This is a genomic window from Streptomyces sp. NPDC058221, assembly GCF_042882365.1.
Lineage (GTDB): Bacteria > Actinomycetota > Actinomycetes > Streptomycetales > Streptomycetaceae > Streptomyces.
In genome coordinates this window covers 24216-36837 of the sequence record NZ_JBHVWF010000084.1, presented here as the reverse complement: position 1 = coordinate 36837, position 12622 = coordinate 24216, and the positions used below count along the sequence as shown (strand labels likewise).

At 70.6% G+C, this 12622-nt stretch carries 10 protein-coding genes and 1 other RNA gene; 5 read left to right on the top strand and 6 right to left on the bottom strand.

Features of this window, described 5'->3' with window-relative positions; all coding sequences use genetic code 11:
* The coding region (locus ACFVW8_RS24630; protein ID WP_389693479.1) for a histidine phosphatase family protein at positions 1 to 439 on the top strand (439 nt) is incomplete at its 5' end.
* A gap of 209 nt (positions 440 to 648) precedes the next feature.
* Here the strand turns inward: ACFVW8_RS24630 and eda are convergent.
* The 3 genes from eda to ACFVW8_RS24615 form a co-directional block, all read right to left on the bottom strand.
* Positions 649 to 1269: a bifunctional 4-hydroxy-2-oxoglutarate aldolase/2-dehydro-3-deoxy-phosphogluconate aldolase gene (gene eda, locus ACFVW8_RS24625; RefSeq protein ID WP_389693477.1), complete on the bottom strand. Its 621-nt coding sequence runs from the start codon at positions 1267 to 1269 to the stop codon at positions 649 to 651.
* 79 nt (positions 1270 to 1348) lie between these two features.
* Positions 1349 to 2149 carry a peroxide stress protein YaaA gene (gene yaaA / locus ACFVW8_RS24620; RefSeq protein WP_389693475.1) on the bottom strand — a complete coding sequence of 267 codons (801 nt, stop codon included), beginning with the start codon at positions 2147 to 2149 and terminating at the stop codon, positions 1349 to 1351.
* 223 nt (positions 2150 to 2372) lie between these two features.
* Entirely contained in the window at positions 2373 to 3011 is a 639-nt protein-coding gene (locus ACFVW8_RS24615) for a TetR/AcrR family transcriptional regulator (protein ID WP_389693473.1), read from the bottom strand.
* A gap of 91 nt (positions 3012 to 3102) precedes the next feature.
* Here ACFVW8_RS24615 and ACFVW8_RS24610 point away from each other — a divergent pair, with 91 nt between their 5' ends.
* A complete protein-coding gene (locus tag ACFVW8_RS24610) occupies positions 3103 to 3762 on the top strand; it encodes a peroxiredoxin-like family protein (protein ID WP_389693471.1) in 660 nt (219 codons plus the stop codon).
* Positions 3763 to 3993: 231 nt separating this feature from the next.
* On the opposite strand, the gene ACFVW8_RS24605 is transcribed toward ACFVW8_RS24610, so the two are convergent.
* Positions 3994 to 4854 carry a hypothetical protein gene (locus ACFVW8_RS24605; protein ID WP_389693469.1) on the bottom strand — a complete coding sequence of 287 codons (861 nt, stop codon included), beginning with the start codon at positions 4852 to 4854 and terminating at the stop codon, positions 3994 to 3996.
* Positions 4851 to 5603: a MerR family transcriptional regulator gene (locus tag ACFVW8_RS24600; protein WP_389693467.1), complete on the bottom strand. Its 753-nt coding sequence runs from the start codon at positions 5601 to 5603 to the stop codon at positions 4851 to 4853. The genes ACFVW8_RS24605 and ACFVW8_RS24600 overlap by 4 nt, the downstream gene beginning before the upstream one ends.
* Positions 5604 to 5761: 158 nt before the next feature.
* On the opposite strand from ACFVW8_RS24600, the gene ACFVW8_RS24595 reads away from it, so the two are divergent.
* Both ACFVW8_RS24595 and rnpB read left to right on the top strand, forming a co-directional pair.
* Positions 5762 to 6289: a TetR/AcrR family transcriptional regulator gene (locus ACFVW8_RS24595; protein ID WP_389693465.1), complete on the top strand. Its 528-nt coding sequence runs from the start codon at positions 5762 to 5764 to the stop codon at positions 6287 to 6289.
* Positions 6290 to 6345: 56 nt separating this feature from the next.
* An RNA gene (gene rnpB, locus ACFVW8_RS24590) (RNase P RNA component class A) lies at positions 6346 to 6747 on the top strand.
* A 147-nt stretch (positions 6748 to 6894) separates the two neighbouring features.
* Here the strand turns inward: rnpB and ACFVW8_RS24585 are convergent.
* Positions 6895 to 10737 (bottom strand): glycoside hydrolase domain-containing protein, encoded by a 3843-nt coding sequence (locus ACFVW8_RS24585; protein WP_389693463.1) that lies wholly within the window; start codon positions 10735 to 10737, stop codon positions 6895 to 6897.
* A 328-nt stretch (positions 10738 to 11065) separates the two neighbouring features.
* On the opposite strand from ACFVW8_RS24585, the gene ACFVW8_RS24580 reads away from it, so the two are divergent.
* Positions 11066 to 12433, top strand: coding sequence for a sugar porter family MFS transporter (locus tag ACFVW8_RS24580; RefSeq protein WP_389693461.1), 1368 nt, complete (start codon positions 11066 to 11068; stop codon positions 12431 to 12433).
* The last annotated feature ends 189 nt before the right edge of the window (positions 12434 to 12622 follow it).

Below are 12622 nucleotides of genomic sequence, written 5' to 3'. Positions count from 1 at the left end.
CCGCTGCCGCGAGACGGCCGGTGCGGTGGCGGCCCGGCTGGGCCTGGACGTCCGGATCGAGGACGGCCTGCGCGAGACGGACTTCGGCGCCTGGGAGGGGCTGACGTTCGGTGAGGTGCGGGAGCGGTACGGCGCCGACATGGACGCCTGGCTCGCCTCCGCGAACGCCGCCCCCACCGGTGGTGGCGAGAGCTTCGCCGAGGTCGCCCGGCGCGTCGCGGCCACCCGCGACCGCCTTGTCACCCGCCATGCCGGCCGCACCGTTCTCGTGGTCACGCATGTCACGCCCATCAAGACGCTGGTCCGGCTGGCGCTGGGCGCACCGCCCCAGGCGCTGTTCCGGATGGAGCTCTCGGCGGCCTCCGTCTCGACCGTGGCCTACTACGCGGACGGCAACGCCTCCGTACGGCTGCTGAACGACACGTCCCACCTGCGCTGAACCTCGCGGGGGCGGCTCTGCCCGGACAGCACTCGGCCCCATCGGCGGGGGGAGTCCGATGGGGCCGAGGCGGTTCCGGCAGGCCGGGGGATTGCCTGCCGGAACCCGGGTCACCCGGAGTCCGGGTCACGTGTCCCTGGAGGGTCTCGTGCCCCGGCTGCCGGGGAGCATGCACGCGAAATCGCGCCAGGTGTTCCGAACCGCGGTGATCAGCCGCGCAGCGCCGCTGCCTCGGCCGCCAGCCGCTCCACGCGGGCCCAGTCCCCGGCCGCCACGGCGTCGCCGGGCACCATCCAACTGCCGCCCACACAGCCGACGTTGGGCAGGGCCAGATAGGAGGGCGCCGAGGTGAGCGAGACGCCGCCGGTCGGGCAGAACCGGGCCTGGGGGAGCGGGGCGGAGAGCGCCTTCAGATAGGCCGTGCCGCCCGCCGCCTCGGCGGGGAAGAACTTCATCTCGGTGACCCCGCGCTCCAGCAGCGCGACGACCTCGGACGTCGTCGAGACGCCCGGCAGGAACGGCACCCCCGACGCCTTCATCGCGTCGAGCAGGGTGTCCGTCCAGCCGGGGCTGACCAGGAACCGGGCCCCCGCGGCCACGGTGTCGGTGACGTTCCGCGCGGAGATCACCGTGCCGGCGCCGACCACGGCGTCCGGGACCTCCGCCGCGATGGCCTTGATCGCATCCAGCGCCGCGGCGGTCCGCAGGGTCACCTCGATCGCCGGGAGCCCGCCCGCGACCAGGGCACGGGCGAGCGGCACCGCGTCGGCGGCGTCCTCCAGGACGACGACGGGCACGACGGGGGCGAGATCCAGCACGGATGAGGTCATGACCTCATCCTGCCGCGTGGACCGCATCATGCGCAACGTGCGTTGCGCATGATGCAACGGCCTGTTGTGTGATGGATGATCAGTGGATCTCCGTCACCACCACGTCGAGCTCCCAGGCCCGCCCGGCCCGCGCGGGCGCCTCGGCCTCCACCACGTACCCGAGGTCCCGCAGCACTGTCACCAGCTCCGCCGGCCTCTTCGGCGCGGCGCCCGACTGCAGGAGATCCCGGACCATCCGGCCCTTCGTCGCCTTGTTGAAGTGGCTGACCACCGACCGCTTCTCCACGCCGTCCACCAGCTGGGAGTGCAGCACCCGCACGCTCGCCGTGCGCTCAGCGACCTCGCCCTTGGGCTTCCACGCCGCCGCGTACGCGGACGAACGCAGATCCAGCACCAGGCCGTCCCCGGCCGCCTCCGGCATGACCTCCGCCATCGGCGTACGCCAGAACGCCCCGAGCGCGCCGAGACCCGGCAGCTTCACACCCATCGAGCAGCGGTACGGGGGAATCCGGTCGCCCACCCGCACCGCGCCCCACAAGCCGGAGAACACCAGCAGCGACTTCCCGGCCCGGCGGCGGGCGGCGGTGTCCAGGGATGCCAGGTCCAGCGCGTCGTACAGCACCCCGGTGTAGATCTCCCCGGCCGGACGTGTGCCCGCCGTCCGCAGTTCGACGTTCTTCGCGATCTCGCCGCGCAGGCCCTCACTCAGCCCCAGCACCACGCGGGCCTTCTCCTCGTCCGCCACGGACAGCTCCACGAGCCCGTCCAGCACGGCGGCGCGCGCCGCGGCCAGGCCGGGCAGCGACAGCGCCTCGGGCTTCAGGGGTGCTCCGCGCCCCGAGGCGGCCTTTCCTTCGGAGGGCGGCAACAGCACGAGCACGGCGGTTCTCCTTCGTACGTACGGAAAGGGGTCGACCGGCGTCTGCGGACCGGTCCACGGCTACGGGTCCCGGCGGTGCCGCCCGGACCCGTCACAACCCCTTGCGCCAGCGTACGGGGAAGTCCGGGCCCGCCCTCCGTCACCCGGGATGCCGCCCGCCCGGCCCGGCCGCACGCTCGGTCCATGCCCCGCCGCCCCCCGCGGCTGCAAGACGATCCTCGACTCAGGGCCGGTGGTCCGCGACGTGGTGGGTGATGAGCGTGATGATCGCGTCGAGTCCGGCTTCGAGCGCAGCTGAGCTCCGCTGAGCCTGACCGAGAAGCAGGCCGCCCTGGAGCGCCGCGAGCAGCGCGAGGGCGAGGGAGTCCGGATCGGCCTCCGGCCGTAGGGCGCCGCGCTCGGCCATGCGCGCAAGCCCGTCTCTGATCGCGTCGGACCAGCGGGAGAAGCTCGCGGCCAACGCCGTGCGTGCGTCAGCGTCTTGTTGGGCCAGTTCGCTCGCCAGCGAACCGAGCGGGCAGCCCCCGGTCCAGTGCATCGAGCGCTGAACGCCGACGACCATGTCCCGCCAGGCGCGCAGGGCCTCGACGCTGTCGAGCCGCGCGAGCAGTTGCTCCTGGCCGCCGACGACCGCCTCGGTCTGGTATTCGATGACCGCCCTGGTCAACGCCTGTTTATTGGCGAAGTAGTGGTAGATCTGCGAGGAACTGACCCCGGCCGCGTCCCGGATCGCGGGAGTGCTCGTTCCGGCCGCGCCCTGGTCGAACATCAGTTGCGCGGCCGCCCGCACGATTCGCTCGCGCGTGGCCTGGCCCTTGGTGGTGGGCGGCGGTGCGGGGTGCGGGGCCTCGAAGGACGACATGCTCCCAGGATACCCATTCTGGATTTGACTATCCAACCACGGGCGAGCAGACTGGATTTGCTGATCCATTTTTCGAGGTGGGAGTTCCGCAGTGAACAAGGACACGACGATTGCCGACCAGTCCGCCGAAGTGGGCCGACAGGCCGGCGGACGGCTCCCGGGCGAGGTCACCGCCGCCTTCGAGGCGGAACTGGCCCGGCTGTTGGCGGCCGGCGTCCCGGCAGGCGCCGCCGTCCCGGGCGCGAAGATGCCCGACGGTGACCTGCTCGACATGTACGGCTCCCCGACCACGCTTGCGGCAGCGCTCGCCGGTCGCCCGGCGGTGGTCGTCTTCTACCGTGGCGCGTGGTGCCCCTACTGCAACCTCGCCCTGCACGTGTATCAGAACGCGCTGGTCGACGAACTCGACGCCCGCGGCGTCGCCCTGGTCGCCGTCAGCCCGCAGAAGCCCGACGCGTCGCTCTCGCTCGCCGAGAAGCACGCGCTGACCTACGCGGTGGTCTCGGACCCGGGCAACCAGATCGCCAGGCAGCTCGGAATCGTGTTCACGCTCGGCCGTGGAGCCCGCGAGGCCCAAGCGGAGCTCGGCCTCGACCTCGCGACGGTCAACGCGGACGGCACCGCCGACCTTCCGCTGGCCACCACCGTGCTCGTCGACACGGACGGCACGATCCGCTGGATCGACGTGCATCCCGACTACACCACCCGCTCCGAGCCGGCCGAGATCCTCGAGGCCGTCGCCGCGCTGTAGCGGCAGATCCCTGCTTGCGCCCTGTCCACCACGACCCATCGTGGAGCGCATGACGGCGGCGGTCAGGACGGCGCTCAGGTTCAGCTCCGACGCTGAACGCGTATGCCGGTCGCGCGGGCGCGACCGGCATACGCGTTCAGTCGGTACGGCATGCAGGGGACACAGCCCCTCGGCGGCGAGCGTCCAACGGGCGCACGCCGAGCCCCCTCGGGCAACGGCTTCGGGTGCGGCTCACCCAGGCAGATCCCGGCTCGGCGAAGGCGCTGTTCGCGCGGGCGTGAGGGCGGCGACGACGGACCGCGGGTCGTCGGCGTGGAAGCGCACCGTGCGCGCCTGCCCGCGCCCCCCGAGCGGCCGCACGAAACCGGTGGGCGCGGTCAGCTCCACGGTCACCGTCGTCTGGCTGCCCACCGAGATGTCCAGCACCCCGTCAGGGTGCAGCCGCACCGACCTGCCGTCCGGGTAACGCCGTTCGACCCTGGCCGAGGCGACAGCGGCAGCCGGGACCCACAGGTCGAACAGGGCCCCGTAGCGGATCCGCAGCGACCCGTCCTCGCCCACCACGTGCGGCCGGGTCACGCACGAGGCGTGCAGGGCGAGGATCAGCAGGACCCCGTACAGATCCAGGACGAGCAGGATCCGGTGCACGAAAGGCCAGGGGATCAGCAGCGCGAACATCACCGTCTCGACCACGGAGACGAGGAGCAGCCCGTACAGCATCGCGGTCTGCGGCCCGGTGTACGGGGCGGCCAGCGCCCCTTCCGGTACGGCATGCCGCCGCCGCAGCAGCCACAGCCCCAGGCTGTGCAGCCCGCGCACCTCATGCCCGAAGAGCCGGCGCGCCCTCTCCGGTACGACCGTGCGCAGCGCCGCACGCAGCGCCTCCCGTGACCCGGCGCCCGCCCGCAGGCCCGCACGCCGGAGCCGCCCCACTACGACAGCCTCCAGGGCCAGTGCGGCCAGAACGGCACCCTCGGCGCCGGTCAGTAGGGCGGCCGGTATCCGGACCCCGGCCAACAGGCACACGCCCAAGGCCAGTTCGGCGGGCACCGCCACGGCTGCCACGAGCCGCGCCCCTCGCACCCCGTTCATCGAGCGCCCCTCTCCTTGCCGCTCCTGCTCCGCACGGCCAACGCCTCCATCGCCCTGCGCACCACCTCGGCCTGTGCGGGCGGGTAGTCCGCCAGCAGGGCCTCCCCGAACCCGGCCATCACCGGCCCGTCGTCCGGGATCGCGGCCAGCACCTCGTCCGGCGCCAGGGCGGCCATCCGGTCGGCCAGCGGCCCGATCCGGGGATCGTCGGCAGAGGCCGTCGCGAGCGCATCCAGCTCCTCGTACAGGGCGAGCACGGCCGGATCGCCGGCCAGCGGCCGCAGCACGGCGTAGAACTCGCTGCCGCCGCGGATCGCATCCAGCAGCATCAGATGTTCGCGGTCCTTGGCTGCGGACGGGGAAGCGGTGACCGGCGAGGCCGCCAGCAGCTCGGCCAGCGCGGGCGACACGGGCTCCGCACTCTCCACCGGCCCGGCCAGCAGTCCGGACAGCCGCAGCCGCCGCTCCCGGATCTCCCGCTCCTGCCGGGCCAGATCGGCATCGAGCTCACGCAGTACGTCACCGAGCTCGCGCCCGGCGTCACCGGCCAGCACATCGCGCACCTCGTCCAGGCCGAGCCCCAGCTCGGTGAGGCGCCGGATGCGCGCCAGCAGCACGGCGTCACGCACGCCGTACGAGCGGTAGCCGTTGGCCCGGCGCGCGGGCTCGGCCAGCAGACCGATGTGGTGGTAGTGCCGAACGGTCCGGGGGGTGACCCCGACGAGCGCGGCGATCTCTCCGATACGCATGGGGCCAGTAGAAACCCTGACGCTGCGGCAAGGTCAAGCAGCCGGGCCACCCCCTGCCACAGCCACCCGCCGGGCAGCGCGCACCGGCCCGCATCTCGTACCATCGCGCTTCGGCCCTGCGCTCCGTGCCCCGCGCCCCGTACGAAGGAAGGACCGGCGTGACTGACCTCGCGGCCCCGGCCGCCACCGACCGCCCCCGTCAGATCGTCACCGCCGCCCGCACGCTCCTGGAACAGGAGGGCCCGGAGGCGCTCACCATGCGCCGCCTCGCCGCACGCGTGGGCATCACGGCTCCGTCCCTCTACAAGTACTTCCCGGACAAGTCGTCCGTGGTGAACGCCCTCGCCGATGTGATGCTGCGGGAGACGGCCGAGGCACTCCGGGCGGCCGAGTCGGCCGCCCCGGGCTCCTTCCCGGCCCTGGCCGCCGCCTACCGCACCCACGCTCTTGCCCACCCCCACCTCTACCGCCTCACCACCGGTCGCTCCCTCCCGCCGGAGCTGGAGGAACGCGCCGCGGCCCCGCTCCTCCGGGCCCTTGCCGGCGACGCGGCACGCACCCGCGCGGCCTGGGCCTTCGCCCACGGAATGGTGACGATGGAGCTGAACGGCCGCTTCCCTGCGGAGTCCGACGTGTCGGAGGCCTGGGCGGCGGGCATCGCGGCCTTCGACGCGGACCGGCCCTGATGCCTTCCGCGCGGTGGGCGCCCTGATCGGGCAGGTAGCATGGGCGCCACGGCAGACGAGCCGGGCGGACGGCCGCGTGAGGATCCTCGGATCCTCCCGAGGAACGTCCGGGCTCCACAGGGCAGGGTGATGGCTAACGGCCACCCGGGGTGACCCGCGGGACAGTGCCACAGAAAACAGACCGCCTTGGACTTCGGTCCTCGGTAAGGGTGAAACGGTGGTGTAAGAGACCACCAGCGCCTGAGGTGACTCAGGCGGCTAGGTAAACCCCACCCGGAGCAAGGTCAAGAGGGGCCGTCGCAAGACGGCCCTGCGCGAACGTTCGAGGGCTGCCCGCCCGAGTTCGCGGGTAGACCGCACGAGACCGGCAGCAATGCCGGTCCTAGATGGATGGCCGTCTCCCCGGCCGCCGCGAGGCGACCGGGCGACAGAACCCGGCGTACAGCCCGACTCGTCTGCCGCCACCTGCGGTTTTTCCTTGGAAAGGGCCTCCGACCTGCGTCGGAGGCCCTTTTTGATCTTTCGGGGGCTTGCCGCGTCCGGCGCCGAGGCGCCCATCCGGAAGGCATACGGCCGCCCGGCCCGAAGCAGGTCGATCGCGCTCTCTACTCCGGCCGCACCGGATCGCTCTCCGCGCTCTCGGCCCCCCGCCCCGCCATGTTCTCCGCAGTGACGGTGAAGGTGTACGGCTCACCCGCGGCGAGGCCCTTCACCTCCGCCTTCGTGGCACCCTCGCCCACGCTGACCGGTGCGAGCGGCCTTCCGTCCCGGTACGGCCTGATCAGGTAACCGGTCACCGGTACACCGCCGTTGAACTCCGGAGCCGCCCACCGGACCGTGGCACGGCCCCGGCCGGGTGACGCCGAGACCGCCTCGGGGGCTTCGGGTGCCGATGGCACGGCGTCCACCTCGAACTCCTGCAATCCGTTGTTGAAGCCCGTACCGTCCTTGACCTGGAAGCGCACCCAGTCGAAGGTCCTCATGCCGAAGTTCACGGTCATCGGCCCCTCGGCGGGGATGTCCTCGACCTCGACCTCACTGCCGTCGGAGAAGGTCAGGACGCCGCCGTTGACATCGTCCTTCGTCGCACGGTCGGACAGCACCACTCGGTCCGCCTCGATCTTCTCCGGCCAGTCCAGCTGCACCCACGGGTCGAGTTCTCCGTCCGAGGCCCAGTCCGCGCCCGTCGTGGCGCCGTTGTCGTCGCAGCCGTCGTGGACGTTCTTGGCCGGGTAGTCGCCGCTGTACTCGGACGAGGCCGTGGCCTTGACGTCCGGCCTGCAGGCGGCGTTGCCGCGCAGCTTGGTCTTGTCGAGAGTGATGTCGACAAGCTTCGAACCGGTGGCGTCCCCGCTGTCGGCGGAGGCGGCGGTGACGCGCACCCGGCCGTCCCGGTGGTTGACGGTCAGGGTGCCGTCGGAGTCGATCTCCGCCTTCTTCGTCGGCGACCCGTCCGGCTCGGTCACCGACCAGAACACCTCCTTGAGCGTGGCGTCATCGGGTGCGACCGCGGCCTTGAAGCGGCCCTCGCCGTAAGGCTCGTCGAGCTTGCTCTCGCCGCTGACAGCGATGTCCTTCACGAACGTGGGCGTGCGCCCCTCGGACTTCGACTCCGACGGCGGCAGGTGCTTCGAGCCCCAGTTCTTGTTGGGCTCGGCACCCATCCACAGCTCGAGCGTTCCGCCGTCGGCGAGCTGGTCGTGCCGGAACCAGGCGTCGTCAAGCCGCTTGCCGTCCAGCTCGGCGCGCTGGATGTACTGGTTCTTGGCCGAGTTGCCGTGCGTGACGATGCGGAACTGCTTGCCCTTGTAGTAGCGCTGGTCGAGCTTGATGGTGATCTCGTCGAAGACCGGGGAGGTGATGTCGTAGACCGGCTTCTCCTGACCGCCGCCCGTGACCTCGAAAAGCCCCATGCCCATCAGGGCACTGAGAGCGCCCATCTGCCCCTGGTCCTCGTCGAAGTGGCCGTAGCCGTCGTCTGTCGCGGTCGAGCCGTAGGTCTTCTCCTTGACCTTCCGTACCCAGTACTGACTCAGCCACGGCTTGCCGACGTAGTTGAACAGATGGGCCATTTCGAGGCCGGGCTGATTGCCGTACGAGACGAAGCCTCCCCCGTACTCGCTGATGAAGTTTTCCTTCTCGGCACTCGTGAACGCGTAGTTGAGCTTGTCCGCGTACGCCGTCTCACCGCCCATCAGGTTGGCCATTCCCATGACGTCCTGGGTGGTGAACCAGGTGGTCTGCCAGGCGTTCGCCTCGTCGAAGTCGTCCGGGGCGAGCGGGTCGAAGGGAGTGAGCCAGCTGCCGTCGGCGTTGCGCGGGCGGATGAAGCCGGAGTCCTTGTCATAGAGGTTGCGCCAGTTGCGGGAGCGGTCCTCCAGGTACTGGTGGGTGTCGGTGTCGTCCCAGGCCTCGAACTCGTTCAGGCCGACGTTCTCGCCCTCGCCGCCGGTGGCGGTGAACTTGACCGAAGTGACGTTCCGCTTCTTGAACCGGACAGTCTTCTTGGCGCCGTCGGTGGGGATGTCCTTCACCGCCACGCTGGAGCCGTCGCTGAACTCCAGCCGTCCGGAGCGGACATTGCTGTCGCCGTCCGCCCGGTCGCTGAGCACCACCTGCTGCAGCGTGCGCGGCTTGTCCCAGGTCAGCTCGATCCAGGGGTTCTGCTCGCCGGCCGAGGCCCATTCGACGTCGGTGGGCGCACGCAGCGGCCGGCCGTCGATCGCGCGAGCGGCGCTGTGTTCCTTGTCCAGCTCGGACGATGCCTTGGCCTTCGCGTACTGGGTGGCGTTGATGCCCTGCTTGCCCAGTTGCCCGGCGAACTGGGCAAGGGCGTAGTCCTGGTTCGCGTACTCCAGGGTCTGGCCCGCGCCCTGGCCCGTCGAGCCGTTGGACACGTAGCCGAGGTCGAGGTAGTCGCGGTTGCCGCCGGTGTCCCAGCCCCCGTAGTCGAACCAGGCCTTGTCGAACAGCCCGCCCATCGACTGGGAGTCCATCATCGCCTCGTACGCCAGGTCGGTGTCGAAGTCGCGGATGCCCTTGTTGTAGGCACCGGTGATGAAGGACGTCACGGGCGAACCACTCATCACCATCGAGTAGTTCCCGGCGACCGGCCCTCGGGGCAGCAGCCCGCCGTCCTTGTACATCTGCAGCTGCGATTTCACCAGGCTGCTGTAGATCTCCGGATACGCGAGGCCGAGGACGCTGTTGAGGTTCCACTGGGTCAGCCAGAGTGCGTCGTAGTTGTACATCGCGAACTCCGGCTTGCCGTCGTCGCCGACCGGTATGCGTCCGACACTGCCGTTGCCCCAGGTGTTGTCCAGGTAGGCGCCGTCGACGTCGCTCACCATGCTGCGTCCGCACAGGACATGGAACAGGTCGGTGTAGAACTTCTCCTGCTGCTGTGCGGTGCCGCCGCTGACGTCGACGCGGCCGAGCATCTCGTTCCACTGCCCCTGGGCGTCGGCCTTGACGGCGTCGAAGTCCCAGCCGGGGATCTCGCTCTGCAGGTTCTTCCCGGCTCCCGCGGTGCCGGTCAGGGACAGGCCGACCTTCATCTGCACCTGCTCGCCCGCATCGAGGTGGTCGTAGCGCACGTAGGCGCCCGCGTCGTCCCCCGAGACCTCGTCGACGGGCTTTCCCTCGGCGACGAGCTTGTCACCGGCCCAGCCGTGCAGGGAGTCGAAGGGCTTGTCGAAGCGGATGTCGAAGTACAGCTTCACCTTGTGGTCGGCATCGTCCTCGCCGAAGCTCTCGCCGCGCTGCACCACGTAGCCCGCGATCTCGCGGTCGTTGCTCTTGGTGACGTGGGCCCTTTCCATGATCGCCTCGCCCAGGTGGCCGCCGAGGTTGACCAGGATCTCGCTGGGGCCCGCCTTGTCGTACGTGTAGCGGTGCATGCCCACGCGGTCGGTGGAGGTGAGCTCCGCGTCGATGCCGTACCGGTCCAGGTGCAGCTTGTGGTAGCCGGGTTCGGCGACTTCACCGTTGTCGTGGTCGACGTGCGACTGCCACCCCTCGTCGCCGTCGAGCTTGGGCACGCTCGCGCCGCTGGTGGGCATCACCTGCACGCCGGACAGATTCCAGTCGTGCAGGTGGCTGAAGCCCTTGACCTGGTCCTCGTTGCGCCGGTAGCCGGTGCCCCGGGAGGAGCTGGTGCTGGTGTCCGGGCGCAGCTTGACCATGCCGAACGGCCTGCTGGCCGACTGGAAGAAGAAGTACCGCCCGATGTCAGCCTCGACCCAGGGGTTCACCTGGTCCACGTAGTTGCGTCCGGCACCCGCGGACGGAGCACCCGCGGGCAGAGCAGTCGCGGCGGCGGGCGCGCTCGCGCCACCGCCCAGCACGCCCAGGACCAGCAGGAGGGCGCTCAACAGTAAGGTCAGGCGGCGGACAAGCCGGGGTGCGGCGGCTCCGGTGGTCCGCCCGGCTCTGGGACGACCTGGCATGGCAGTCTCCTTACGCAAATAGTTAGCGTTAACGTGAGCATCCAAGCCAGGAGCGTTCCCGCTCCACTGGTTCATGTCAATGGCGCCGACGCGACCGGATTCGGCGGACCGGTATGCCGTGGAACCCCTTGCCGTGGCCCCAACCACCGCCCACCCAGGGCGATCGAGCGCCTGGACTCCGGGTCGCCGGCCAGGCCTCGCGAGCGCGGATTCCAGATTCCACGCACCCGTTGACGCCCCCGCGGCGCGCCGCTAACTTCCGTGTGAACGTTAACCCAAGACCCGGAGGCCCTTTGTGTCCCAGGAAGCGATACCCGGCTTGAAAGACGTGGACAGCCCTTCCAGGTCCTCCAGGTCCTCCACCAGACGGATCTACTTCTTCGGTGCCCTCGGCGGCCTGCTCTTCGGCTACGACACCGGGGTCATCGCAGGCGCCCTGCTCTACATCCGGGACGAGTTGGGGCTGACCCCGTTGGCAGAGGGTTTCGTCGTCAGTTCCCTCCTGGTGGGGGCGATGGCCGGGGCGACCGCTGCCGGGAGGCTCGCCGACACCCTCGGCCGGCGCCGCGTCGGCATGGCCGCGTCGGTCGTCTTCGGCGTGGGTGCACTGGCCGCCGGCCTGGCGCCCAACACCGTGCTGCTCATCGCCGCCCGCGTCCTGCTGGGCCTCGGTGTGGGAGCGGCCTCCGTCGTCGTCCCCCTCTATCTGTCGGAGATGGCCGCCACGCGCAGTCGCGGTGCGGTGTCGTCCCTCAACCAGTTGATGATCACCGTGGGGATCTTCGTGGCCTACGTCACCAACTCCCTGCTGGCCCCGGCCGAGGCATGGCGTTGGATGCTCGGCCTCGCGGTCGTGCCCTCGACGGTGATGCTGGCGGGCCTGATCGTGATGCCGGAGACGCCGCGCTGGCTGCTGCGCAACGGTCGGGAGGAGGAAGCCCGCGAGGTGCTCACGCGCACCCGGGGCGCGAGCGAGGTCGAGGCCGAACTCGCCGAGATCCGGCAGGTGGAGGCCGCTTCCGAGGAGCGGGCGGGTCTGCGTGAGGTCTTCGCGCCCTGGCTGCGCCCGGCGCTGGTGGTGGGAATCGGGCTCGCCGTGCTCAACCAGGTCGTCGGAATCAACACGATCATTTACTACGCGCCCACGACGCTGACCAATGTCGGGTTCAGCGACTCCGCCGCGATCTACGCCAACACCGGGATCGGTGCGGTCAACATGGTGATGACGCTGGTGGCCATCTGGCTCATCGACAAAGTGGGCAGGAAGCGGCTGTTGCTGACCGGGGCGGTGTGCATGTGCGTCAGCCTGACCGTGCTGGCGGCGACTTCGCTTCTCCTGCCGGAACCCGAGGGCCTGGGCGTGGTCGGCGTGGTCACGCTGGCCTGTCTCGGCGCGTTCATCGTCAGCTTCTCCGCCTCCTGGGGTGCCGTGTGCTGGGTGGTGATCAGCGAGGTGTTCCCGCTGCATGTGCGGGGCGCCGCGGTCGGCTTCTGCACGATGCTGCTGTGGGCGGCCAACTTCGTCGTCTCGCTCGTCTTCCCGGTCCTGCTCAGCGCCGTGGGCATCGGCTGGCTGTTCCTCGGGTTCGCGGTGATCTGTGCCTTCGCCCGCGTGTTCACGGCACGGTTCGTCGTGGAGACCAAGGGGCGCAGCCTCGAGGACATCGAACTTGCCCTGCGCGCCCGGTCGGCCTGATGCCCGCGCCGATGGGCGGAAGCGGCGCGGCCATGGGGCGGGCAACGGCCGCCCAGCCCGCAGCCGTCCAACTCCCTCGCTTCTGCCATGCGTTGGGATCGCGGGCTGGGGTGATCGATGACACCGGAGCCGGCCGAGGCCGGCCCGCTCGGATCGACTCCACCCGCACGCCGCCCCTGTTCGGCCTTG